The sequence below is a fragment of the Streptomyces sp. Je 1-369 genome, assembly GCF_026810505.1.
In the GTDB taxonomy this organism is placed as follows: Bacteria; Actinomycetota; Actinomycetes; order Streptomycetales; family Streptomycetaceae; genus Streptomyces.
Genome location: NZ_CP101750.1, coordinates 7,259,155 through 7,284,384, shown reverse-complemented (window position 1 = coordinate 7,284,384; position 25,230 = coordinate 7,259,155). Strand labels below are relative to the sequence as shown.

Here is a 25,230-nt window from a genome sequence, read left to right as displayed (position 1 = left end):
ACGAGAGTTACGCCTACGGGCGCCTACGAGGGTTACGTCTCCGACGCCTCGCCGTAGACCTGCGACAGCTCGGGCGCGCCGTGCACCGCCCAGTCGAGCCCCGCCTCGACCACCTGGATGTCCCGCCCGGTCTTCAGCCGTACGACGGGACTGCCGCCGGGCCACACGTGCCAGGTCGCGCCCGGCACCGTCCGCACCACCACGGTGCCCAGATAGAGACCCGCGTCGTTGCCGAGCCACGGCAGCAGCTCGGGGTCGTCGCGCCAGCGCGGCAGGAGCTGGTCGAGAGCGGCCAACGAAGCCGGGGAGTCATCGAGTTCGAGCCCCGCCCCACTGGCCTGGGAGCGCAGCAGCTCACACTCGGACAGCAGGGCGGCCACGCCGTCCGGGTCTTCCTCGAACACGGCCGCGAGCCCCTGGGCCGGGTCCGTCGCGGAGTGCCGCCTGCGCCACTTGTCGAGGAACGGGATGTTCATGGTCGACCTCTCCGTGTCCCTTGGCCAAGAAGTTTCCTGCATCAGTTGATCACGGAATCGGGCGTATCACCCTACTCGGGAAGTGCGCCGCACGGCGATCGCCAGGGTGTCGTCCTGGTGGAGAACCCCGCTGACCAGCTCCTCGGCCACCAGACCGGGGATGCGTTCGGTCGGCTCGACGCGGTGGCGGCACAGGGCGTCCTTGAGCCGGGCCTCGCCCTCGCACGGGTCCCTGCGGCTCTCGGTGAGGCCGTCCGTGTAGAGCAGCAGCACGTCGTCGGGCCCGAGGTGCGTGGTCAGGACGCGTTCGCTGCCGGGCAGGGGGAAGCCGACGCCGCGCCCGCGCACCTCCAGATAGGTCGCGGTGCCGTCGCCGTGGCACAGGAGGGCCGGCGGGTGGCTGCCGTTGGCCAGGTCGAGGCGGCCGTCGGCCGGGTTCAGGCGGGCCAGCTGGAGGGTCGCCATGACGCTCTGGTCGAAGGGCGCCAGGATGCTGTCGGTGCGGGCCACGATGCTCTCCAGCGGGTGGCCTTCGAGGGCGAGGGTGCGCACCGCGTGGGTGACGGTCAGGGCGGTGCGCGTACTGGCGATGCCGTGCCCGAGCGCGTCGACGACGGTGATGTGGACGGTGCCGTCCGGAAGGGTGAACCAGTCGTACAGGTCGCCGCCGGTCGGGGCGTCGTCGCTGGCGGGCGCGTAGTGCACCGCGAGTTCGAGGCCGGCGACGTGCAGGGGCCTGGGGCGCAGGGCGTCCTCCAGGGCGCGCAGGGTGCGTCCGTGCGCCGTGCGCAACTGCTCGTCGCGCTCTTCGAGCTGTACGTACAGGGCCAGGACCCCGCTGTTGGTCTCGGCCAGTTCGTCCTTGAGCCTTCGGTGCTCGTCGGCGAGGGCGTCGGCGCGGGCCAGCGCCGCGCGGAGCTCCTCCTCCAGGAGCGCGACGTCGGCGTCGTCGTGCCGCATCGCCGCCGCGCGCAGGGCCGCGGGACGGCTCGTGGACTGTCCCTCGGGCAGGGGGAGGTTCCACACGACCGTCCCGTCGGGGCGGGCCTGTGCGCCGTGCGGCAGCGGGTCCGTCGCGGGTTCCGTGCCGGTGGCCTGGCGGGGCAGGCGCAGGGCGAGGGTCAGCCGGCGTTCGCCGTCCTCGTCGGTGCCGCGTCCGCTGAGCAGGGTGACGGGGCGGCCGCCGCCGAGGACGGGGGCGGCGACTTCGCTGAGGGACTGGACCAGGCGGGCGCGCTCTTCGGCGGGCAGGCGGTGCCCGAGGGCGATGCTTCGTACGGTGTGCCGCAGCGCCGCGAGCGTACGGACGGTTTCGCGGGTCATCTCATTCCCAGGTGGGGGCCAAGAGCGAGGACGGTGGCATCGTCGCGGCGACGTCGGTGCGTGTGGGCCAGCGAGGCCGCGAGGAGTGCCGGGGGCAGGGTGAGGCGCGCGGCCGTGGGGGCGTACGCCCACCGGTGGTCGATGCCGTCGGTGTGCAGAACGACGCTGGTGTGTGGGGACAGGTCCACGAACCGGCTCCTCGGCGCGGGCAGGGTGTATCCGACGATGCCCGCCTGCCCGGTGAGCTGGTGGTTGACGCCTTCCGAGGTCAGCGTCACAGCGCGGACGTTGCCCACGCCACAGAATTCGGCGCGTCCGGGGGTGACGCGGAGGGCCGCGACGGCCGCGCCGCGGGTGTGTCGCAGCGCCTTGTGCAGCGCGGTGACGATCTCGGCCAGCGGGGCGTGGGGGTGGGCGAGGAAGGTGCGCTCGGCCCGCTGGGTCGCCGCCGCCGCCTCGGGTCCGTGGCCGAGGCCGTCGATGACCAGCGCGGTGCGTATGCCGTCCTGTTCGGCGACGGCGTATCCGTCGCCGCTGGCGTCCTCCCCGTCGGCGGGCAGGCACAGGGCCCCGGTGGCGGCCGCGGACCGTGCGGCGCCGGGCGGGGCGAGGCGGGCGTGGGCGAGGGTGCCGAGTTCCGCGGTGGAGCGGATGGCGAAGTCGGTGGCGATCCGGCGTGCGGCGCCGAGACCCGCGCCCATCGTCTTGGTGGTGCTGTACCCGTCCCTGAGGCTCAGTCCGATGTCGGGCATGCCGGGCCCGCTGTCGACGGCGACGACGTCCAGGCCGCCCACGAGGGGCGAGCGCTGGACGAACAGGGAACCGTTGCGCGCGTGCTTGATGATGTTGCTGGCCAGCTCGCTCGCCAGGACCGCCGCCTGGTCGGGCAGCGCACCCGGCATCCCGCAGGCGGCAGCGAGCGAGCGGGCCTGGTCGGCGGCGCTCTGCACGGCGCTCGGATGGTCTATGGCGATGTGCAGAGTGCGTACCGTCGAGCCGGTGTTCATCGTCGTTCGTTCCAGCGCAGGGCCGTGATGGTGGTGCCGAGGCCCGGCGACGAATCCACGTGGAACTCGTGCATGAGGCGACGGGCGCCGCCCAGGCCGTGCCCCAGGCCGGCACCAGTCGTGTACCCGTCGGTGAACGCCTGGTCGAGGTCGGCGATGCCAGGACCCTGGTCGCTCACCTCCAGCCGCAGCCCGCGCCGGTCGCCCTGTCCTACGGCCTCCAGGGACAGGGTGCCACCCCCGCCGTGCACGTAGGCGTTGCGGGCCAGTTCGCTGGCGGCGGTGACGATGCGCGTCTGGTCCACGAGTCCGAAGCCGGTCCGCTGCGTCGCGTCCCGCACCGCGTGCCGCACGGTGAGGAGGTCCTCCTCCGAGCGGATGGCGTGGACGGTACGGACATCGCTCTCCGGGGTGCTCCCGGAACGCTTGGGGGCGGACAGGGCGGTCGCCTTGTCGAGATCACCGTAGAGGGACAACGGGGGCCCCCTTTGGGGGTCGAGGAGCCGGTTGCCAGCCCAACGCGATCATGCCCTGCTCCGCGTTGAGGGTCGTCTCCACACCGGACAGCTCCAGGCCGAGTTCCACCAGGGTGATGGCGACGGCCGGCCGCATGCCGGCCACGATCACCCGGGCGCCGAGCAGCCGGGCCGTGGTGGTCAGTTCCATCAGCGTACGAGCCACGAACGAGTCGATGATCTCGAGCCGCGAGATGTCGATGAGGATCGCGCGCGCACGGTCGGCGACGATGCGCTCGGTCAGCTCCTCGGTGACGGCGATGGCCGCCTTGTCGTCGAGTTCGTTGAGGAGGCCGGTGACCAGCACATCGCCGAGGCGCAGGATCGGGACGCCGCTCAAAGCGCTCACCGCGCATCCGCGAGAGAGGCACGCTGCGTCGGCTGATCCGTGAGCAGCGGGATGGCGGCGGCCAGCGCGTCCGCCAGCGTCGAGCGCGTCAGGATGGCCGACAGGTCGATGCCGAGCTGCGCGATGATCTGGGCGATCGGCGGGCGAATGCCGCTGATCACGCAGTCGGCGCCCATCAGCCGCACGGCGTTGACCGTCTGCATCAGGTGATGCGCCACGGCGGTGTCCACGGTGGGCACACCGGTGATGTCGATGATCGCGACCTGCGCCTCGTCGCGCTCGATGGCCTCGAGCAGGTTCTCCATCACGACCTGCGTGCGGGTCGTGTCGAGCGTCCCGATCAGCGGTACGGCGAGCACGTGGTCCCACAGGCGCACCACGGGGGTGGACACTTCGAGGAGCTGGCGGCTCTGCCGCCGGATGATCTCCTCGCGGCCGTCCACGTAGATGTCGAAGGACATGGCGCCGGCGGTGTCGAGCAGGCGGTTGATGAAGAGCGCGGCGTGGTAGAGCGCGCTCACGTCCCGCGTCTCCTGCTGCACCGCCTCCAACAGCGCTTCCTTGAGCGCCAGTACGGCCTGCGAGGTCGCCGTGGGGGTGGCTCCGCCTCTGGCGCGGCGCAGCGACAGGTCGGTGACGCACTGGCGCAGGCCGGGGTGGGAGGCCACCACGTCCTGCGCGGGCAGGTCGGTCTCCAGGCCGGCGAGCAGCGCTTCGACCAAGGAATCGGCTTCTTCGTTCAGCTCCGCCTCGGTGATGCCGGTCTGCAGGACCGCCTGTTCCGACTGGAGCTCGACCCAACGGTCGGCCACCTTCTCCCCCTGCTCGCGCAGGGCGGCACTGACGCGCAACCGGGCTTCGGACTCACTGGAGTTCATTCCATCCACCTTAGCAATTGTTGTCGCACGGCAAATGTTAGCCGAGGTATGCGATCTTCGAAGGCGGAAGTCGGGTTCGTCACTGCCGGACCTACGCGAGTACCGGGGTGGGCCAGGAGTAAACTCACGTGATCGGGCGAACCGTTACGGCAGAGCTCCGCGCCCCGACCGCACCTCGCGTCAAGCGGACTCGGCAGTGCCCTCACGCGCGGGGGGCCGCCCGGGGACAGTGCCGTCCACCGCCCGCTGGAAGCCGCTCAGACCCCGCACCAACGCGGAGCGCTCCGCGGGCCGCATCGCCGAAATGGCGTCAAGCAACGCACTCTCCCGGCGGGCCCGCAGTTCGTTGAGGTAATTTTCTCCCCGGCTCGACAAGCGCAGTTCGAGCTCACGGCGACTGGCTGAACTGAGGGATCGCTCAATGAAGCCCAGGGCATGAAGGCGGTCACACATACGACTCACCGAGGACGGAGCCGACCCCAGACACTCACCGAGCGTCCGCAGGTTGATGCCCTGAGCGCCGTCCAGGACGTACAGCACACGCAGCTGTGACGACGAAACGGGTGCTGTCGGGGCGATGTCCCTGCCCCTGCTCCACAGCACCTCGAGCAGTTCGATGACTTCCCGGGCAGCATGCGTGGCCGCATCCTGCCCGCCCCTTACGGAAGTTTCCGAGTCCATGCCCTCAACTGTGACACTTCGCAATGGCCCTGTCAGTCGCTGAGGCATGGCGGAGACCCGGCCCCTTCCCGCACTCCCGACCCGAACCGGAACAGGTGGTACCCAACACGTGGACAGATTCATGGCTGTGGAGCGAGCCCTGCGCACCTCAGCACCGCACGCTCTTCTCGAAACAGTGCGGAACGCGCTCATCGGTCGCTACACAGCCTGCTCGGTCGACCTGCTCATGGCCGACTACGCGATGACCATACTCCAACCGGTCGACGCGCTGCCGCATACGGCGGCCCCCGTGGCGATCAACGGCAGCCCCGCGGGACGCGCCTTCGGCGCACAGGAGCCGCACGTCGAGACCGGCGCCCACGGCGACCCCGTCACCGTGCACCTCCCGGTGAGCGTGCGCGGCGACCGCACCGGCATCCTCAGCGTCCGCCTCCCCGCGGAGAACTGCGACGCCGCGACCGTGCGCGAGCTCGGCGACATCGCCGAGGTCCTCGGGCACGAGATCGTCGTGGCCGAACGGGACACCGACCTCTACCTCCAGGCGCGGCGCGCCGACCGCCTCACCCTCGCCGCCGAGATGCAGTGGGAGCTGCTGCCGGGCCGCTCCTGCTCCCGTCCCGAGTACGACATCGGCGCCCAGCTCGAACCCGCGTACGCGATCCACGGCGACAACTTCGACTGGTCGGCCTCCGCCGACCACCTCACCCTCACCGTCACCAACGGCATGGGCGAGGGCATCGAGGCGGCGCTCCTCACCAGCCTCGCCATCAACGCGCTGCGCAACGCCCGCCGGGCCGGACTGTCGCTGACCGACCAGGCCTGCCTGGCCGACCAGGCCGTCTACGGCCACTACCAGGGCGCCGTCCACCTCTCCATGCTGCTCCTGCGCTTCGACCTCGCCACGGGCGAGACGGAGATCATCGACGCGGGCTCCCCGCGGATGTGGCGCGTACGCGGCGGCAAGGCCGAGCCCATAGAGCTGGACGCGCAGCTGCCGCTCGGCATGTCCGAGGACACGCCCTACAGCGCGGAGCACTTCCGCGCCGAGCCCGGCGACCGGCTGCTGTTCGTCAGTGACGGGGTCTACGACGTGGCGTCCCCCACGGGTGAGCGCTACAGCGAACGCGCCCTCACCCGGGCGATGACCAGCACCCGCCTCCTGCCGCCCTCCCAGGTCCCGCGCGCGGTGCTGCACGAACTCTCCGGCCATCGCGGCCCCGGCACCGCCGACGACGACGCCATGATCCTCTGCCTGGACTGGCGGGGCCGCCCCTGAGGGGGGGGCGCGCCGCGCACATCGGCCGGAACGAAGGCGTTGAACACGCTGTTCCTCGGGCAGATGTTCTTTCCGGACGGGACGGCCGTCCCACGGGAGGAGGAGTCTCATGCGGACGCAGCGCGCACCGCTCACCCGACCGCCGGCAACGGCCACCTTCGACAAGAGACCCGAAGCGGTCGCCGACGCACGGGACCTCACCCGCGCCTTCGTCGCCGGGCTCTCCCCGGCGGTGGAGGACCGAACCGCGTCGAGCATCGAACTCGTCGTCTCCGAACTCGTCACCAACGTCGTACGGCATGCCCGCGGCACCCTGTGCTGCCTGCGCCTTCAGGCCCGCAAAGACGTCGTCACGATCGCCGTGTCCGACGCGGACCCACGGCCCCCGCAGGAGCGCACGCCCGACCTCATGGGCAACACGGGCGGGTTCGGCTGGCCGATGGTCCAGCGGCTGGCCCGGGTGGTGACCGTGACCCTGGACGCGTCCAGCAAGACGATACGGGCGGAACTGGCGCGGTAGCCCGGCGGGCAGCGGGTATCCGGTCCCCGTGGGTTCGGTCCCATGGGTTCGGTCCTGGTCGCTCCGGGAGGTGGACGATGGTGTGGTGGGTGTGGTTGATCGCCGTGGTCGTCGTGGTGGGTCTGCTGGGCGCCGCGGTGCTCGGCGTGCAGGCCCGGCGGCGCAGCGGCGGCGTGATCGTGGTGCGGCGCGGCCGACGGCCCGGACGGGGGCGGGTGCGGTGAATTCGTCCGTCCCCGCGGCGCTGATGTCGGCGGGCGACCTCACCAAGCGCCCGGTGGTCACCTTGGGCGGCGAGGCGGTCGCCCAGGTCAAGGATGTCGTGCTGGACGGCGCGGGCGGCCGGATCGCCGGGTTCACGCTGGCCGGGCGGGGGCTGCTGTCCGGCCCGCTGCGCAAGAGCCTGCCATGGGCGGCGGTGCACGCGCTGGGTCTGGACGCGGTGATGATCACCTCGGCGGAGGCCCTCGAGGACAAGTCGGCCGTCGCGTCCGGGGAGGAGGCGTCGGGCGGTCTGGTCCGCGGGGCGCGCGTGCTGACGGACCGGGGGGTGGAGGTGGGCACCGTCCTGGACGTGGTGGTCGAGGCGGGCCGCGAGGGCCGGGTGGTCGGCGTGGAGATGTCGTCCACGGAGGCGCTCGGCCGGCACGAGCGCACGGTGTTCCTGCCGCTCGGCGAGTGCCCCGCCATGACCGGCGACACGTTGCTGGTACCGGCGCAGGACACCGAGCACGCCGTCGAGGAACTCGGCGAACTGGCCACGGCGTTGTGGCGCAAGCGGCTCGCCGGCCCCGGCCGACAGGGCGCGACGGGTGAGGGGCGGACCTCGTGATGCTGCTCAGCCAGGCCGTGGGCCGCCCCGTCGTGAGCTCGTCGGACGCCGCGCAGGTGGGCACGGTGGGCGGTCTCGTCCTCGCCCCGGAGGAAGCTCTGATCACCGCGGTACGGCTGGACGGGGTCAAGGACGGCGGCGACGTCGTGGCCTGGGCGGACGTGCACGCGGTGGGGCCGGACGCGGTGGTCATAGGGGCGGCGTCGGCGGCCCGGTTCGCGTCCACGGACTCGTCGGGGAGCCAGGACCTGCTCGGCAAGCGGCTGCTGACGGAGCTGGGCGATGCCGCCGGAACCCTCACCGACGTCGCCTTCGACCCGGAGTCGGGCCGCATAGACACCCTCCACACCTCACGCGGCGAGCGCATACCCGGCCATCACCTGCTCGGCGTCGGCTCGTACGCCGTGGTGGTGCGCGTCTGACGGAGGTCCCACTGAATCTGTCGGAACGTCGGCACGACACCTGCCGGGGCGGCTGTCGACCGTGGTTGTACACCCGTGGACCGATTACCTGAGCGATCCCCCCTGGCTACGATCACCGCATGCCAGCCGCCCCGTCGTTCCCCCTGCTCAAGCATGCGCCGCCCGGCCTGTGGGTGGCCGTGTGCTGGTGCTCCGGCGTGGTGTTCGCCGCGCGTGCGGACTACGGCATCTCGTGGCTGCCGACGAGGGCGGTGCCGGGGCCGGGACCGTGGGAGTGGCTGCTGGTGGCCGTTGCCACCGGGACGGCGCTGTGGGCAGGACGGCTGCTGGGCCGATGCCCCTTGGTGTCCTTGGGGCTGCTGACCATCGCCTCGTACGCCGCGACGCATGCGATCGGCGAGACGACCATCGGATTCCTGCAGTACGCGGCGGTGGACATCGCGATGGGCTCCGTCGTGGCGACCGCGGCGCGCGGCACCCGCGTCGCCGCCGTCGTCCTGGCGCTCTGCGTCCAGCCGGTCCACGCGCTCCTCAGGCAGCTGCTCGGACTCCCCCTCCGCCTCCCCCACACGGTCACCTCCAGCTGGTCCGACTGGCAGATCGCCGTCCTGATGGCCGTCGTCGCCTGGCTGGTCGGCGACTCGGTGCGCCGGACCCGCGCCTACACGGAGCGGCTCGGCGCGCAGGCCGCCGCGCAGGCCGTCACCGCCGAACGCCTGCGCATCGCCAGGGAGATGCACGACACGGTGGCCCACAGCATCGGCATCATCGCGTTGCAGGCGGGCGCGGCGGCCCGGGTCGTCGAGACCCAGCCCGCCGGGGCGCGCGAGGCGATGACCGCGGTGGAGAAGGCGGGCAGGGAGACGCTGGCCGGGCTGCGGCGGATGGTCGTCGCGCTGCGCGAGAGCGAGACGGACGAGGACCGGGAGCGGGGCCCGGATCGGGAACCCGTGCCGCGCGGGCCCGCCGCAGGTCTCGCGGACGTCGACAGGATGGCCACGTCGACGACGGCCGCCGGGGTGCGCGTCGACGTGGTGTGGCGGGGCGAACGCCGACCGCTGCCCGCGGACATCGACCTGTCGGCGTTCCGCATCATCCAGGAGTCCGTCACCAATGTGGTGCGGCACGCGGGCACGGCGTCCTGCACGGTGTCCGTGGACTTCAGCGAGGAGGAGCTGACCATCGAGATCGAGGACGCGGGACGGGGTGGCGCCGGACCGGCCCACGGGTCGGCCCACGGCACCGGATACGGCCTGGTCGGCATGCGCGAACGGGTCGCCCTGCTGCACGGCGAGTTCAGCGCGGAACCGCGCCCCGGCGGCGGCTTCCTGGTCAGCGCCAGACTGCCCGTACCGGCCGCGGCGGGTGCCCGGTGACGATCCGCGTCCTGCTGGTCGACGACCAGCCCCTCGTCCGCACCGCCCTGAGCATGGTCATCACCGAGGCCCCGGACATCGAGGTCGCCGGTGAGGCGGCCACCGGCGACGAGGCGGTCCGGCTCTGCGCCGAACTGCGCCCGGACGTCGTGGTGATGGACATCCGGATGCCCGGGATGGACGGCATCGAGGCGACCCGCCGGATCACGTCGGGCACCACGCCCGCACACGTCGTCGTCCTGACCACGTTCGACGACGACGATTACGTGTACGGGGCGCTGCGCGCGGGCGCCGCCGGATTCCTCGTCAAGGACATGGCCCTGGACGACATCCTCGCGGCGGTGCGCACCGTCGCGACCGGCGACGGGCTGATCGCGCCGAGCGTGACGCGCCGCCTGATCAGGGAGTTCGCGGGGCGCCCCGAGACGGTGCCGCCGCGCGAGGTGTCGATCTCCGGCATCACGGACCGCGAGCGCGAGGTGCTCACCCTGGTGGGCCGCGGTCTCTCGAACACCGAGATAGCCGCGGAGCTCTGTCTGAGCGTCGCCACGGCGAAGACGTATCTGACCCGGCTGCTCGCGAAGCTCGACGCCAGGGACCGGGTGCAGCTGGTGATCATCGCGTACGAGAAGGGGCTGGTGTCGGCGACGTCCTGACGGAGTGTCGCCGCGGTTCGACGAGTTCCGCGGCCCGGTCCGGTGAGTTCGCGTCGTGTTCACGCGCCCCTCATTGACTCGCCCCCCGTGTCTCCTTAGCTTCATGGCGCAGCTGCCACCGCGGGAGGGGACTGTCGTGCGCCGACGTATCTGGGGAACGGCCGCCGTGCTCGCCCTGTTCACGGGCTTCGTGCCGGTGACTTCGGCGCAGGCCGCGGCACCGCACAGACCCGGGCCGCTCCCCCTGGAGCGGCTCTTCGACAACCGCGCGGTCAGCGACGACGCCCGGCCCGCCGCCGCGGACTTCGACGGCTCGGGCGGCTCCCTGTCCGCGCGGGACCTGACAGCCGCGGGCTGGACGCCCGGACGGACCCTCGGCGTCGAAGGAGCCCGGCTCACCTGGCCGCGGGCCGCACCGGGCACGCCGGACAACGTGCGCGCCGACGGCCAGTCGGTACGGGTCCACGGCCGCGGCGACGCCCTCGCCTTCCTGGTCGCAGGGACGGGCGGCGAGGCGAGCGGCACGGGAACCGTCCGCTACCGGGACGGTTCGCGCGGCACCTACCGGCTCACCGCCCCGGACTGGCGCTCGGGCCCGCTCGCCACGAAGTCCGTCGCCCTGCCGCACATCAACACGCCCGGCGGCCAACTCGCCGAGAAGGCGCGGCTGTACGTGGTGACGGTGCCGCTCGCCCGCGGGCGCGAGGTCGCCTCGGTGCACCTGCCGCGCGACCCGGGCGTCCCGGACCTGCATGTGTTCGCCCTGTCGGTGCGGGGCGGGGCGAAGGGCTGGACAGGCACCTGGTCGGCGTCGACCGCGGGCTACACGGCGCTCGGGCCCTGGGCCGACCGGACCGTGCGGCTCGTCGTCCACACGAGTACGGGCGGGCCGCGGGTGCGCATCCGGCTCGACAACACCTTCGCGGCGGCACCGGTGCGGATCGGCGGCGCCACGGTGGCGATGCAGGAGGCCGGAGCGGGGGCGCGGGGCGCGCCGCGGCCGCTGTCCTTCCGCGGTGCCCCGGGCACGGAGCTCCCGGCCGGCGCGCAGGCGTTCAGTGACCCTCTCGACTTCGACGTGCCGGCCGACGCGAACCTCCTGGTCAGCTTCCACCTGCCGGGACCCGTAGCAGCGGCGCCCGTGCACAGCCAGGCCATACAGCGCTCGTACCTCAGCGGCCCCGGCGACCACACGGCGGACGGCTCCCCGGCGGCGTACACCTCGACGATCACGTCCTGGCCGCTGCTCACCGGCGTCGACGTCGGCGGCGGGCCCGGCTCGGTCGTGCTGCTCGGCGACTCGATCACCGACGGCGTGAAGTCGACGCAGGACGCCAACCGGCGCTGGCCCAACGTCCTGGCGACGCGGCTCCTGAACCAGTCCGACGTACCGGCCTATGGCGTCCTCAACCAGGGCATCTCCGCGAACCGCGTGGTCGCCGACCGCTACCCCGGGGACGGCGTCTCCACGGACACGGGCGGTGTGAGCGCCCTGCACCGCCTGGACCGCGACGTCCTCGCTCAGACATCGGCGCGTACCGTCGTCGTCTTCGAGGGCATCAACGACGTGCGCTGGGGCGCCTCGGCGGACCAGGTGATCGCGGGGCTCCGGGAGGTCGCGGACCGCGCGCGGGCACGCGGGCTGCGGACCGTGGCGGCGACGATCGCGCCGTGCGAGGGCGAGTCCCTGTGCACGGCGGCCGCGAACCAGCAGCGGGAGGCCGTCAACGCCTACCTGCGGGGCGGTGCCGACTTCGACGCGGTGCTCGACTTCGACGCCGTGCTGCGGGACCCCGCGCACCCGGCGCGGATCCTCCCCGCCTACGACAGCGGGGACCATCTGCACCCGGGCGACACGGGGCTCGCGGCGCTCGCGGAGTCGGTGGACCTGCGCCTGCTCGTGCCGTGACCCGTACGCGGAAAGCTCACACGTCGAGGTCGACCACGACAGGCGCGTGGTCGGACGCGCCCTTGCCCTTGCGCTCCTCCCGGTCCACGTACGAGTCGGAGACGGCCTTCGCGAACGGCTCGTTCCCGTAGACGAGGTCGATGCGCATGCCCCTGTTCTTGGGGAAGCCGAGCTGGCGGTAGTCCCAGTACGTGAACGGGTGGGCGTACTTCAAGGGGCGGGGCATGACGTCGGTGAGGCCCGTCTCGCGCAGGGCCGCCAGGGCGGCACGCTCGGGCTCGGAGACGTGCGTGGCGCCGACGAAGAGCGCCGGGTCCCAGACGTCGTCGTCGGTCGGTGCCACGTTGAAGTCGCCGAGGACCGCGAAGGGGCGGGGGCCCGCCGCGTCCTCGGCGATCGCCGCCTTCAGGGCCTCGAACCACTGGAGCTTGTACGCGTAGTGGGCGTGGTCGACCTCGCGGCCGTTCGGCACGTACACCGACCAGAGGCGGACGGGGCCACAGGTCGCTGAGACCGCGCGGGGCTCCTCCGCGCCGTCGTACCCCGGCCCGCCCGGCAGGCCCTTGACCACGTCGTCGAGGCCGACCTTGGAGACCAGCGCGACGCCGTTCCACCGCCCCGTCGCGTTCACCGCCGACTCGTACCCCAGCTCGCGGAGCGCTTCGGCGGGGAACTGCTCGGCCGTCGTCTTGGTCTCCTGGATGCACAGCACGTCCGTGCCGGTGGCCTCCAGCCATGCCAGGAGCCTCGGCAGACGAGCGGTGATCGAGTTCACGTTCCAGGTCGCAATGCGCATGCCTCACAACCTACCGGGCGGCACTGACAGTCACAGATCCGCGGACTCCCCCGGCGTCAGCCGCACGTGCTCGGCCCCGCCGAGGGAGCCGATCTGGTTGTCGTAGATCGGCCGGGCGAGGTCGGTGAGGAGCGCGTCGTGGATGTCGTAGGCGCGCTGCGGCTTGACCTCCCGGACGTAGTCGATCACTTCGGAGATCTTGTTCCAGGGGGCCATGACGGGCAGCATCAGCGTCTCGACGGGCTGGTCGGGGACGGTCAGCGCGTCGCCGGGGTGGAACACGGAGCCGTCGACGAGGTAGCCGACATTGGTGATGCGCGGGATGTCCGGGTGGATGACCGCGTGCAGTTCGCCGTGGACCTGGACGTCGAACCCGGCGGCCGTGAACGTGTCGCCGTGCCCGACGGTGTGCACGCGTCCGGGGAAGGCCGCGGAGATCTGGTCCGCGACCGACTTCAGAGTCCAGATCTCGGCTCCTGGGCGGGCCTCCATGGCGGCCCGCAGCCGGTCCTCGTTGAAGTGGTCCGGGTGCTCGTGCGTGACGAGGATGGCGTCGGCGCCGAGAGCGGCGTCCTCCTCGCTGAAGCCGCCGGGGTCGACGACGAGCGTGCGCCCGTCCTTTTCGAGCCGCACGCACGCGTGGGACTTCTTCGTGAACGTCATGCGCGGCGTGCGCCCGGCCCTGCTGTCGGGAGATTCGGGAGATGTCGTCATGCCTCCCATCCTGCTACTCCTGCGGCGTGGTTTCCTCACGGATCACGGCCTGAGCGATCTTGAAGGCGGCGTTGGCCGCGGGAACGCCGCAGTACACGGCGGCCTGGAGCAGCACCTCCTTGATCTCGGCCGGAGTGAGACCATTCCTCAGCGCCGCCCTGATGTGGAACGCCAGCTCGTCCAGGTGGCCGCCCGCGACGAGCGCGGTGAGCGTGACACAGCTGCGGGAGCGGCGGTCCAGGCCGGGCCGGTTCCAGATCTCGCCCCACGCGTAGCGGGTGACGAGTTCCTGGAAGTCCCCCGAGAAGTCGTCGGCGGCGGCGAGCACGCGGTCGACATGCGCGTCGCCGAGGACCTCGCGGCGCACCTTCATCCCCGCGTCGTACAGGTCGGGTCCCGCGTTCCCCGGCACGGCCTCGGGCTGCTCCACGGGGCCGATCTCGGCGACGGGCGAGACGGGCGCGGGCGACGGGCCGAGGACGGGCTTCGGCGGCGCGGCTGCGAGCGCGGACTGGCCGCCCATGGTGGCGTCGGGGGCGGGCTGCCAGGCGGTGGAGAAGTGCCGTACGAGGAGGTCCGTGACGGCGGCGGGCTGCTCGACGGGGGCGAGGTGCGAGGCACCGGGTACGACGGCGAGCCGCGCATCCGGAATCCCGGCGACGAGCGTACGGGCCTCCCCCTGCCCGGTGACCTGGTCCTCGGACCCGACGAGCACGAGGGTGGGCACGCCTATCCGACCGAGCTCGGCGCGCACGTCGAAGGCGGCGAGTGCCTCGCAGGCGGCGATGTAGCAGCCGGGATCGGTGGTGCGCACCATCTGCACGGCCCAGTCGGTGATCGCGGGCTGCGCGGCGGCGAAACCGGGCGTGAACCAGCGGTCGGGGGCGGAGCGTGCGATGGGGTCGAGCCCGTTGCTGCGCACGATGACACCGCGCTGCCGGAACTCGTCGGCGGTGCCGAACCGCGGCGACGCGGCGATCAGCGCGAGCGAGGCGACGCGGTGCGGGTGCCGCAGCGCGAGCTCGGCCCCTATGGCACCGCCGAAGGCGCAGCCCGCGTACCCGAAGCGGTGCACGCCGAGCTCGTCGAGCGTGGCGAGCAGCCGGTCGGCGAGCTCCCCGACGGACCCGCACGGGTGCGCGGGCGCGCCGCCGTGCCCGGGCATGTCGAAGCGGAACACCCGCCACTGCCGGATCAGGTCGGGGATCTGGCGGTCCCACATGTGCCATGTGGTACCGAGTGAGGCACCCAAGATCAGGACTGGGGCGTCCTCCGGCCCGTCGAAGCGGTACTGCAGGGTGTTCTTCGGTGTCTCGCTCACCCGCCCGACCCTCTCATCAGTCACGACAGCCCCTATAACAGGGGGTCGGTAGAGACCGACTTGACCAGGTTGAAGACCTCTCGGGCGGGGGCGGAGGCGACGGTGGCGGGAGTGGGGACGGTGGTGCACGGGGTGAAGTCCTGAGTCGAGGTGGTACTAGGGTGCGCGCGGCAAGATCCGGGATCCGAGGGCGTGGCGGCGCGCAGCTCGAGGAGGTGGGGAGGCCCATCGCGGGGCCTCCCCACTCGTCATGCGAGTTGCGCGTCGTACCGCGGACGGCAGAGGCAGACCGCAGTCCGCGGGCGTCAGCCGAGGGCGGTCATCTTGTCCCAGCCGCCCGTGCCGATCGTGGCCGGAGCACCGAGGCCACCGGCCGTCAGGCGTGGGTAGAAGTGCAGCCCCCGGCTGGTGTCGTTCGTGGTGGCCCACAGGTCAGGGACGCCGTCGTTGTCGGCGTCCGTGGCCGAGGTGAGCAGGGGGCGGGCGGCGGGGGTGAAGCCGGTGGCCGTCAGCTTGCGTGCCCCGGAGCCGAGCCCTTCGCCGTCCGGGCCGGTGCCTTCGTAGGTGAACAGTTCGCCGGTGCTGCGCTTACGTGCGAGCAGGTCGACGTGGTTGTTCTTGGTGACGTCGCCGGGGGCGGCGAGGTCATATCCGGACCAGCCGCCGTCGCCGACGAGGACGGGTTCGGCGTATTCGTCGAGGTAGCCCGTGGCATGGCCGAAGTAGAGCCACAGGTGGTTGCCTTCCTTGACCAGCAGGTCGGGGAAGGAGGGCAGGTCCCATTCGTCGATCTTGCCGTTGCCGTCCAGGTCGGTGGGGCCGTCGACGTCGCCGATGGCCAGGATCTGGTCGGCGTTCTTGATGTGGTCGTTGGCCGGGTCGTACAGGCTCAGGTCCCGGCGTCCGTCGCCGCACGCGGAGCCGTTCGCCTCCTCGCCGTAACTGGTGCAGGCGTAGCCGAAGCCGTTGTTGGGGTGAACGTGCAGTTGTCGGCTGCCCTTGGCGCCAGTGGTGGTGACGAGGTCTTCGTAGCCGTCCTCGGTCCAGTCGCCGCGTCGGGTGATCAGGGAGCCGGTGAAGTTCTGGGTGCTGGCGTCGCTGGTGGTGCCGATGTGGCCATTGCCCTGTCCCGCGTACATGCGCAGCTGTCCGGTGTCGCGCAGGGCGAGCAGGTCGGGGTTGCCGTCGCCGTTGAGGTCGCCGGGCTCATCGGTCTTGCCGGTGGGGTTGGCGTAGAAGAGGTAGGTGCGGGTGTCGGACTTGTTGTTCGCCCTGTCCAGGGAGCGGGCGAAGATGCGCTGGGGGCCGGTCGAGGGCGGGGTGAGCTTGACCTTCGTACTGCCGCCTGCGGAAGGCGTGTTAACGGAGCGGACCTTGGGATCCCAGTCGGTCCAGTACTCGTACTTGACGACGTCCTTGATGCCTGCGGAAGACAGCGTGAAGGTGCCCTCGGTGCGGGCGGGGGAGGTGTTCCCGGGCCAGCCGTCCTGTCCGTCGGGGAACTGGGTGGAGGTGATACTGGGCGGGTTGCTGGGCCGGTTCGGGTCGAAGGCGAAGCGGCAGCCGGGCGCACCCTGGGTGGGGTTCCAGGCGGAGTTGGCCTTGCCGTCACGGGCCTGCACCTTCCACGAGTAGCTGCCTTTCGCAGCGCCGAGGTGCTGGGTGAGCAGGGCTTTGGAGACGGTAGTGCGGGCGACATTGCCGGAGGTGACCTTCACGTCGCGGTTGACGACGATGCCAGGGCTGGTGTCGTGCTTGCCGGTGGGCCACAGATGGAAGCGTGCGGTCACGCTGCCGCCGTCGGGGTCGGAGACCTTCGCGGTCAGCTGTACGTCGGTGTTGCCGACGGTGACATAGGTGCCCTTGTCACCGCAGGTGTTGTTGACTCGGATGCTGGGCACCGTGTCCAGGTTCGAGGGCTTGTTCGGCACCGAGTTGTACTCGGTGGACAGCACGGCGGTGGAGGCGTCGAACTTCTTCCACGCGTGCACGTCGCTCTCGCTGGCGCGCAGCCCGAAGGAGATCTTCTTCCACTTCTTGGCCGCGGCGTCCGCGGTGGCGCCCTTGACGTTGAACTCCAGGTTCCCGGCCGGGCACGAGGACGACCAGCCCTTGGCGTCGGTGACCGTGGCGTACTTCTTCCACCAACCGGGCTGCTTGTTCCACGTCGTGGCCGAGGAGATCTCCCCGGTCAGCCATGCCTCGACGGGCTTCTTGGTGCAGGACCAGGAGTGCGTGTTCTTGATGCGCAGGGTGGACTTGGTGATCTGCTTGCCGTGCAGCTTGCGCGGGTCGAACTGGACGAAGGAGCGCCAGGTGCCGCTGGTCTCCGACTCGTGGCCGACCCGGGCGACCTTGGAGGAGTGGTTCCAGTACGAGGTGCTGGGGTGCTTCTTGCTGACCGCGGTCCAGCCCAGGCGGGGGCTGGATACGGTCGGGTCGATGTAGACGGGGAAGACGGTGTCCGGGTCGGACAGCACCTTCTGATCCGGCGTCACGACCAGTTCATCGCTGCCCGCTTTGAGGGGCATACGGGTGGTGGTGGCGCCGTAGCGGGGCTCGAAGACGTCCTCGCTGCGCGTGGCGGGCTTGTCCGCCTGCTCGTTCAGCAGGGCGGCGACGTCCTTGGTCCTGGCGGCCTTGGTCTTGGCCGTGGACAGCTGTGTGTCGGGGACACCGGCCGAGTCCCACATCTCGGGCGCCGGGGCGGTGAACACCTCCTGCCCGGCGGGGTTGACCGCGGTGAGGTTGCCGGCCTGATCGGTGCTGACGCTCACCCCGTCGGCATCGAGACCGTAGCGGACCTGCTTGAGCAGGGGGTTGTCGGCGGCCTCGCGGGTCTTGACCACGAGCAGTTGCTGATAGCCGTCCACGCCCGCCTGCATGCGCAGGTCGATGCCCGGCGCCACCTCCGGGTAGACGGCGGTGTCACCCTCCAGGCGAGGGGTGGGCAGCCGGCCCGGCCAATCGACTGTCAGGGAACGATCGTTGCGGGTGATCGTCACCAACGGCGCGTCGCCGCCGGAGGAGAACTCCAGGCCGACGTCGACTGCCTTCGGACGGACCGCGCCGTCCCGCAGACGCAGGGTGGTGTCGACGTCGACCAGAGAGTTGTCCTGCTTCACGCGGACCGGCGCCGCCGCCGTCTCCTCCGTGAAGGTGCCATCGGGGTTGGCGTAGACCGTGTCGAACTGGGTGCGGTGGGCGAGCACTTCGACCCGTTCGCCTGTCTGTGCGGCCTTGCGCGATGCGGCCGTCTCCGGTTCCGCGCCGGTTGCCTGCCTCGCCTGCTCCTGGCTGGTTGGCCCGGGCTCCGCGGAAGCTTGCGACACGGCCAGAACCGGAATGGCGAGGGCCGTGGCCAGAGCGCAGGCCAACGATATACGAGGCAACGTACGCCGGGAGTTTCGGGGTTGACGGCCTGTTCTCAACAGGGGTCCCTTCACAGAAATTCGACCAGGGCGTGACGCCTGGGATCAGCACAGCGGAACGTACCCCACACCCGTACACCCGTCACATCCCATTCCCCGCATCGTGGTTCGGATGCTCAAAGTGTCTTTGGTCCTTAACTTTCAGGACTTTGGTAACTACCTGGCAGGCGAAAGTCCTCGCAGGTAAGAACTCTCTTAGAAACAGTCAAGCACCTAGGTAAAGCCTGTGTAATGTCGGCGCGGTTCATCTGATTACGCCTTGGGGAGAGGTCTGCGCCGTGTCACGTACTGCTGTCCGCGGGGAAGTCGACGAGCCACCAGGCGCGTTCTCGACAGTCAAGCCCTCAAGACGGGCATGGTGGCGTCGGGGCGCGGTACGAACGGTCACGTCGTTCACCGCAGCAACTCTCCTGGTGGGGACGGTTTCTGCCGAAGCGCTGGCCTTCTCTCCGCTGGCGCTGCCGGAACTGCAGAAGACTCCGCCGGTGCCGGTCACAAAGGTGGGCGACACAGCGAAGGCGGCGGCGCCAGGGGTCGCCAAGGATGAGACGGCGGGCAAGGAATGGAAGTCCATCCCTGACGCAGCCTGGCCCAGGCCTGGCAATGCCAAGGCAAACATGACTGACAAGCGTGAAGTCAGCCTGAAGGCCGGTGCGCTTCCGGTCCGCGTATCGAAGACCCCCACCCCACGCAGCGCCGAGAATGCGAATCCCGTGGCAGGCGAGGTCGGCGTCGAGGTCTTGGATCGAAATGCCGCCGAACGGGCCGGAATCGACGGACTGGTTATGGCCGTCGATTCCACAGGCGGCGACGCCCAATTGTCCATCGATTACAGCGAGTTCCGCAATGCCATGGGCGGAGATTGGGCCTCCCGCCTGACGCTCGTGGAGCTGCCCGAGTGCGCCCTGTCCAAGACCAGCAAAGAAAAGGACAAGGACGGGAGCAAGGGCAAGGGCAACGGTGACTGCACACCGACCCCGCTCAAGGCAGTCGACAACGACGGCGACAAGTCCCAGCTGACGGCCCGGGTAGCCCTTGAGGGCGACTCTGCCTCGGAGATGGACAAGGAGCCGGGCGAGGCAGAGCCGCCGCAGAAGCAGTCGGCGTCCGAACCGCCGACACCCGAACAGTCGGCGTCCGAACAGTCGGCGTCCGAACAGTCGGTGTCCAAGCCCCTCAAGGTCCGGTCCCTCTTCGCCGTGACCTCGAAGCCGGCGGGCTCCAGCGGCGACTATAAAGCGACCTCGCTGTCGCCCTCAGGCAACTGGCAGGCCGGCGACTCCTCGGGCGCCTTCACCTGGTCCTACGACCTCGAAACCCCCGACGCCGCAGGCGACTTGGGTCCAGAGCTGTCACTGGCCTACAACTCGTCCGCCGTGGATGGACGCACCGCGGCCACCAACAACCAGGCCAACAACGTCGGTGACGGCTTCACCCTGGAGCCCGGCTTCATCGAGCGCCGCTACAAGGCATGCAGCGCCGACATGGCGGGCGGCACGAACAAGGCCAAGAACGGCGACCTCTGCTGGGCCGGAGACAACGCCGTTCTCTCACTGGGCGGCTCCACCAACGAACTGGTGAAGGACGACAAGACCAGCGCCTGGAAGCTCAAGCAGGACGACGGCAGCAAGGTCGAACACCTCAAGGACGCCTCCCTCGGCAACGGCGACAATGACGGCGAGTACTGGAAGGTCACCGACACCGCCGGTGTGCAGTACTTCTTCGGCCGCCACAAGCTGCCCGGCCACGCCGACGGCAAGGAGACGACCGGTTCGACCTGGACGGTGCCGGTGTTCGGCAACCACTCCGGCGAGCCCTGCCACAAGGCCGACTTCGCCTCCGCGTGGTGCCAGCAGGCGTGGCGCTGGAATCTGGACTACGTGGTGAACCCGCACGGCGACGCCATGGCCTACTACTGGTCCAAGGAACAGAACCACTACGGCCGCAACGTCCAGCTCTCCACCGGCAAGTCGACGGCGACCCCGTACACGCGCGGCGGCTACCTCAAGCGCATCGAGTACGGGCTGCGCTCCAACAACCTCTACACCGGCACTCCTGCGGCGAAGGTCACCTTCAGGGCGGCGGAGCGGTGTGTGAAGTCCGGCTCGTTCGACTGCGCGGCCGACAAGTTCACCGCCGCCAACGCCAAGCACTGGCCGGACGTGCCGTTCGACCAGTACTGCGCGCCCGGTATCGAGTGCAAGAACCGCTACAGCCCTTCGTTCTGGTCGCGTAAGCGCATCGCGTCCATCACCAGTGAGGTCCGCGTCGGGAACACGTACCAGAAGGTCGACACCTGGGCCTTCGGCCACAGCTTCCCCTCCACCGGAGATGGCTCCTCCCCCGCCCTGTGGCTGAAGTCGATCAAACGAACCGGCTACACCGGTGGCACGGCCACAGCGCTGCCGCCGATCACGTTCATCGGCAAGCAGCTCGCCAACCGGGTGGATGCGACCGGCGACGGTATCCCTCCGCTGATCCGCTACCGGGTACAGGCGATCCACAACGAGATGGGCGGCACCATCGCCGCCACCTACAGCGACCCCGAGTGCACGCGCGGCAGCCTGCCGTCCGAGCAGGGCAACACCAAGCGCTGCTACCCGGTGTACTGGTCCTCGCCGGACTCCCCCGGCGCCGACTACAAGCCGGTCAAGGACTGGTTCCACACCTACGCCGTCACCCAGGTCCGCGAGGAGGACAAGGTCGGCGGTGCCATCGCGAAGCAGACCGACTACACCTACACCGGTGGCGTGGCCTGGGCCAAGAGCGACGACGCCTTCACCGAGGCCAAGTACCGCACCCATTCCGACTTCCGCGGCTACGCCCGCGTGAAGACCTCGGTCGGCGCTGGCACGGACGGAGCCAAGCAGGTCAGTGAGGCCCGCTTCTTCCGTGGCATCCCCGGCGCGAAGGTCGCCGACAGCGAGGGTAACGAGGTCGACGATCACCCCGCCTTCGCCGGGATGACCCGGGACGAGGCCACGCTCAACGACAGCAAGATCATCGAAGCGTCCGCCTCCACCCCGTGGAAGTCGGCCGCGACGGCCACCCACAAGCGCGGCGACGGCCTGCCGGACCTTGAGGCGTTCCACGTCCAGGAGGCCCGGATCGAGGCCGGGCGCACCCAGGTCGGCACGGACTGGCAGCGCACCAAGGTCGAGCGGGCCTTCGACTCCTACGGCATGCTCTCTCGCGAGTCCGACCTGGGCGACACCGCCAAGTCCGGTGACGAGACCTGCACGTTCACCAATTACGCCCGCAACACGGCCAAGAACATGCTGGAGTTCAGCTCCGCGGTCAAGACCGTGGCCAAGGTGTGCGGCACCGACCCCAAACTCCCCGACGACCTGATCTCCGACACGCGCACCTACTTCGACGACAAGACCCTGGGGGCCGCCCCGGACAAGGGCGACGTCACCCGGGTCGACGAACAGAACGCCGCCGGAACCGGATTCGTCACGGTGGAGCGGAACAAGGTAGACCAGCACGGTCGCGTCACCGAGACCCTCGACGCCGCCGATCAGAAGACCACCACCGCGTACACCCCCTCGACCCTGTACGCGGCGGCCAAGAAGGTGACCACCAACCCGCTCGGCCACACCGAGACCGCGGAGAACGACGCGGGCCGCGGTGCGCCGGTGGCGTCGGTCGACGCGAACGGCAAGCGCACCGAGGCCGTCCTGGACGGCCTCGGCCGCACCGTGAAGGTATGGGAGCCGGGCTGGCCCAAGAAGGACCACGCCGACGCCCCGAGCCGGCAGTTCGCCTACACAGTGACCAAGACCGGCCCGAACGTAACCGAGACCAAGACGCTGCAGCGCAACGGAAGTTACCGCGCCGACTACGCCTTCGCCGACGGTCTGGGCCGCGAACGTGAGGTTCAGACACCCGCTGCGACCGGCCAGGGCCGGATCATCGCCGAGAAGCTCTACGACTCCCGCGGCCTGGAGTGGAAGTCCTACGACGGCTACTACGCCAACGGGGACCCGTCCGGCGAACTGGTGACGGGCGACGACACCAAGACCCCGAAGGCGACCCGCACTACCTACGACGGCGCGGGACGGCCCACGGCGCAGATCAAGGAGAAGTACGGGGACGAGGTCTCGCGCACGACGACCCAGTACGGCGGCGACCGGGTGACGGTGATCCCGCCCAAGGGCGACACCGCCACCACCACCGTGACCGACGTACGCGACCAGACCACAGAGCTGATCCAGTACACGAACGCGGACCGCACCAAGTCCCAGTCGACGAAGTACACCTACACGCCGTCGGGCAAGCAGAAGACGGTCACCGACCCGACCGGCGCGAAGTGGACGTATCACTACGACCACCGCGACCGCGCGGTCAAGGTCGACGACCCGGACAAGGACACCTACACCACCGCCTACGACAGCCTCGACCGCCCCACGACCGTCACCGACGCCGCCGGCAAGGCCCTGACGACGGGCTACGACGCGCTGGGCCGCAAGACGACCCTCAAGCAAGGCAATACGACCCGGGCCACCTGGACCTACGACACCCTGGCGAAGGGCCAGTTGACGAAGTCGGTCCGCCACGAGGGCGGCCAGGACTACACCAACGAGATCACCGCACTCAACGACCGCTACCAGCCGACCGGCACCAAGGTCACCGTCCCCGCCCGCGAGGGCACTCTGGCCGGCACGTACGCCTTCACCTCCGGGTACAACGCGCAGACCGGCCTGCAGGACTGGATCCGCCAACCCGCCCTGCCCGGCCAGATATTCGAGAACCTCACCTACCGCTACGGCCCCCAGGACCAACTCGTCGGCGCAGGCACCACCGCCTCAGTCCTGATCAACAACAGGACATACAACCCGTACGGCCAGGTCCTGCGCACCGAGTACGGGCGCAAGGGCCAGAAGGTGTGGCAGACGAACGAGTACGACGAGCACACGGGCAACGTGGCTCGTACCACCACCGACCGCGAGACCGGGCCGTCGCGCGTCGACGACATCCACTACACCTTCGACCTGGCGGGCAACATCACCCGCCTCGACACGGCCATCGGCCAGGACGAGGCACGCTCCAAGGACACGCAGTGCTTCACCACCGACGCGCTGCGCCGCATCACCAACGCCTGGACCGCCACCGACAGTTGCAAGGCCAAGCCCGACGCTGACGGCGGCACCGGCGGCGAGAAGCCCAAGGTCGGCGGTCCCGACGCCTACTGGCACTCCTACACCTACGACGCCATCGGCAACCGCCAGACCGAGACCCAGCACAAGGTCGAAGGCAGCGTCCTGACGGCCAACGACATCACCCGCACCTACCACTACGGCCAGAACGGCGCGACCAAGCGCCAGCTCACCGGGGTGTCGACCGAGGAGGCAGGCAAGAAGACCACCGACACCTACGCGTACGACAAGACCGGCAACACCACCAAGCGCACCCTCGCGGGCACCACCCAGGACATGACCTGGGACGAGGAAGGCCACCTGGAAACGGCGACCAAGTCGGGCCAGAAGACGGAATACGTCTACGACGCCGACGGCAATCGTCTCATCGCGAAGACACCGGCACGCAACACGCTCTACCTGCCGGGCGGCAACGAACTGACCGCCGAAGCGAACGGCACGAAATCATCGACCCGCCACTACGCGGCGGGGGGTGACACGGTCGCGGTCAAGGCGAGCAACCAGACCAGCATCCTCCTCAACGACCACACCGGCACCGCCACCGCAGCCGTCCTCCTCGCCGCAGGCCAGGCGGTCACCCGCCGCAAGATGAACATCTTCGGCACACCGCGCGGCGAACAGAACGTCAACTGGCCCGGCACCCGAGGCTTCGTCGGTGGCACGATCGACAACACCGGACTCACCCACCTCGGAGCCCGCGAATACGACCCCACACTCGGCCGGTTCATCTCGGTCGACCCCGTCATCGACGCGGCCGATCCGCAGCAGATGCACGGCTACACGTACGGCAACAACAACCCGGTCATCCACGCCGATCCTGACGGCAAGTTTTTCTTCGGCCTGATGAAGATGGTTAAAGCCGTCAAGTACGTGGTGAAGACGGTGCGCCGGTACATCGCCTGGACCCGGACCCCCTTCGGACGGGCATACAGCAAGCAGTCACGTGCGGAACGCAGCCGCTCAAGCTTCTCCTACTCCGCCTATAACAAATCCAGCAGCCGAGCCTACGAAGCCCAGAAGGCCAGGGCACGCGCCGATGCCGCCGCACGTGCCGCCCAGAAGCGCGCGGACGAACAACGGCGCAAGGCGGACCAGGTCAAGAAGGCGTCCCAGCCCTTGTACAAGAAGGTGGGCGGATGGTTCGCGGACAAGGGCAAGAAGGTGTGGGAGGCGTACATGGGAGATACCAACGGAGTATGTCTCAGTGGCTCTATCGGTGTTGGATTTGGTGGAGCAGCGACCGGATGCTTCGTCAGAACCAAGCGACCCGACGGGAAGAGTGACTACGGATTCTCCTTTTCCAGGGGATCGGAGACGCCCTCAGTTGGAGGAAGCCTGACGGTGGGAATGATGGGCAGCAATGCGACGTCACTCAAACAACTTGAAGGAGATGGGTGGGGTGGAAGCATTGGTGGCGGTTGGGGGCCCGGCGCTTACCTCGCCCACGAGCGAGGAATCGGGACGACCAATGACTACGGAAGACCTGTAGGCTCGACATCCTTGAGCGTCGGCGCAGCAGCAGGTGCGGAAGCCGGTGTCACCACGAGTAAAACCAAAGCCTGGAAGTGGTTCACCTGGTGATGGTCCGG

The 25,230-nt window shown here is 70.0% G+C and carries 20 protein-coding genes; 9 read left to right on the top strand and 11 right to left on the bottom strand.

The window, feature by feature from the left end:
- Positions 1-32: 32 nt before the first annotated feature.
- From NOO62_RS32620 to NOO62_RS32590, 7 genes are all read right to left on the bottom strand, one after another.
- On the bottom strand, positions 33-476 hold the full coding sequence (locus tag NOO62_RS32620; protein WP_268774382.1) for a DUF6278 family protein: 444 nt from the start codon (positions 474-476) through the stop codon (positions 33-35).
- 66 nt (positions 477-542) lie between these two features.
- Positions 543-1,799, bottom strand: a complete 1,257-nt coding sequence (locus tag NOO62_RS32615; RefSeq protein WP_268774381.1) for a PP2C family protein-serine/threonine phosphatase — start codon at positions 1,797-1,799, stop codon at positions 543-545.
- Entirely contained in the window at positions 1,796-2,806 is a 1,011-nt protein-coding gene (locus NOO62_RS32610) for a SpoIIE family protein phosphatase (RefSeq protein ID WP_268774379.1), read from the bottom strand. Before NOO62_RS32610 ends, NOO62_RS32615 begins: the two co-directional genes overlap by 4 nt.
- Positions 2,803-3,282: an anti-sigma regulatory factor gene (locus NOO62_RS32605; protein ID WP_398971750.1), complete on the bottom strand. Its 480-nt coding sequence runs from the start codon at positions 3,280-3,282 to the stop codon at positions 2,803-2,805. Before NOO62_RS32605 ends, NOO62_RS32610 begins: the two co-directional genes overlap by 4 nt.
- Positions 3,266-3,670: an STAS domain-containing protein gene (locus NOO62_RS32600; RefSeq protein WP_268774378.1), complete on the bottom strand. Its 405-nt coding sequence runs from the start codon at positions 3,668-3,670 to the stop codon at positions 3,266-3,268. The genes NOO62_RS32605 and NOO62_RS32600 overlap by 17 nt, the downstream gene beginning before the upstream one ends.
- Positions 3,667-4,548 carry an STAS domain-containing protein gene (locus tag NOO62_RS32595; protein ID WP_268774377.1) on the bottom strand — a complete coding sequence of 294 codons (882 nt, stop codon included), beginning with the start codon at positions 4,546-4,548 and terminating at the stop codon, positions 3,667-3,669. Before NOO62_RS32595 ends, NOO62_RS32600 begins: the two co-directional genes overlap by 4 nt.
- A gap of 180 nt (positions 4,549-4,728) precedes the next feature.
- Positions 4,729-5,229, bottom strand: a complete 501-nt coding sequence (locus NOO62_RS32590; RefSeq protein WP_268774376.1) for a MarR family winged helix-turn-helix transcriptional regulator — start codon at positions 5,227-5,229, stop codon at positions 4,729-4,731.
- A 121-nt stretch (positions 5,230-5,350) separates the two neighbouring features.
- On the opposite strand from NOO62_RS32590, the gene NOO62_RS32585 reads away from it, so the two are divergent.
- From NOO62_RS32585 to NOO62_RS32550, 8 genes are all read left to right on the top strand, one after another.
- Positions 5,351-6,505, top strand: coding sequence for a PP2C family protein-serine/threonine phosphatase (locus tag NOO62_RS32585; RefSeq protein WP_268774375.1), 1,155 nt, complete (start codon positions 5,351-5,353; stop codon positions 6,503-6,505).
- Between the two features lie 109 nt (positions 6,506-6,614).
- Entirely contained in the window at positions 6,615-7,025 is a 411-nt protein-coding gene (locus tag NOO62_RS32580; RefSeq protein ID WP_268774374.1) for an ATP-binding protein, read from the top strand.
- Between the two features lie 77 nt (positions 7,026-7,102).
- Entirely contained in the window at positions 7,103-7,249 is a 147-nt protein-coding gene (locus NOO62_RS32575; RefSeq protein WP_268774373.1) for a hypothetical protein, read from the top strand.
- Positions 7,246-7,857, top strand: coding sequence for a PRC-barrel domain-containing protein (locus NOO62_RS32570; protein WP_268774372.1), 612 nt, complete (start codon positions 7,246-7,248; stop codon positions 7,855-7,857). Before NOO62_RS32575 ends, NOO62_RS32570 begins: the two co-directional genes overlap by 4 nt.
- Positions 7,857-8,279: a hypothetical protein gene (locus NOO62_RS32565; RefSeq protein ID WP_268774371.1), complete on the top strand. Its 423-nt coding sequence runs from the start codon at positions 7,857-7,859 to the stop codon at positions 8,277-8,279. Before NOO62_RS32570 ends, NOO62_RS32565 begins: the two co-directional genes overlap by 1 nt.
- Before the next feature lie 119 nt (positions 8,280-8,398).
- A complete protein-coding gene (locus tag NOO62_RS32560) occupies positions 8,399-9,655 on the top strand; it encodes a sensor histidine kinase (protein WP_268774370.1) in 1,257 nt (418 codons plus the stop codon).
- Positions 9,652-10,311 (top strand): response regulator, encoded by a 660-nt coding sequence (locus NOO62_RS32555; protein WP_268774369.1) that lies wholly within the window; start codon positions 9,652-9,654, stop codon positions 10,309-10,311. Before NOO62_RS32560 ends, NOO62_RS32555 begins: the two co-directional genes overlap by 4 nt.
- A gap of 103 nt (positions 10,312-10,414) precedes the next feature.
- Complete coding sequence (locus NOO62_RS32550) at positions 10,415-12,220, top strand: SGNH/GDSL hydrolase family protein (protein ID WP_268774368.1); 1,806 nt, start codon at positions 10,415-10,417, stop codon at positions 12,218-12,220.
- Between the two features lie 16 nt (positions 12,221-12,236).
- Here NOO62_RS32550 and NOO62_RS32545 read toward each other — a convergent pair whose 3' ends face one another.
- The 4 genes from NOO62_RS32545 to NOO62_RS32530 form a co-directional block, all read right to left on the bottom strand.
- Positions 12,237-13,016 (bottom strand): exodeoxyribonuclease III, encoded by a 780-nt coding sequence (locus NOO62_RS32545; protein WP_268774367.1) that lies wholly within the window; start codon positions 13,014-13,016, stop codon positions 12,237-12,239.
- Positions 13,017-13,046: 30 nt separating this feature from the next.
- The gene (locus tag NOO62_RS32540; protein ID WP_268775887.1) at positions 13,047-13,679 is read right to left on the bottom strand and encodes an MBL fold metallo-hydrolase; all 633 of its coding nucleotides are present in this window, start codon (positions 13,677-13,679) and stop codon (positions 13,047-13,049) included.
- A 64-nt stretch (positions 13,680-13,743) separates the two neighbouring features.
- The gene (pcaC, locus tag NOO62_RS32535; protein ID WP_268774366.1) at positions 13,744-15,051 is read right to left on the bottom strand and encodes a 4-carboxymuconolactone decarboxylase; all 1,308 of its coding nucleotides are present in this window, start codon (positions 15,049-15,051) and stop codon (positions 13,744-13,746) included.
- A 305-nt stretch (positions 15,052-15,356) separates the two neighbouring features.
- Positions 15,357-18,383, bottom strand: a complete 3,027-nt coding sequence (locus NOO62_RS32530) for an FG-GAP-like repeat-containing protein (RefSeq protein ID WP_268774365.1) — start codon at positions 18,381-18,383, stop codon at positions 15,357-15,359.
- Between the two features lie 884 nt (positions 18,384-19,267).
- Between NOO62_RS32530 and NOO62_RS32525 the strand changes: the two genes are divergently transcribed.
- Positions 19,268-25,222, top strand: coding sequence for an RHS repeat domain-containing protein (locus NOO62_RS32525; RefSeq protein WP_268774364.1), 5,955 nt, complete (start codon positions 19,268-19,270; stop codon positions 25,220-25,222).
- The last annotated feature ends 8 nt before the right edge of the window (positions 25,223-25,230 follow it).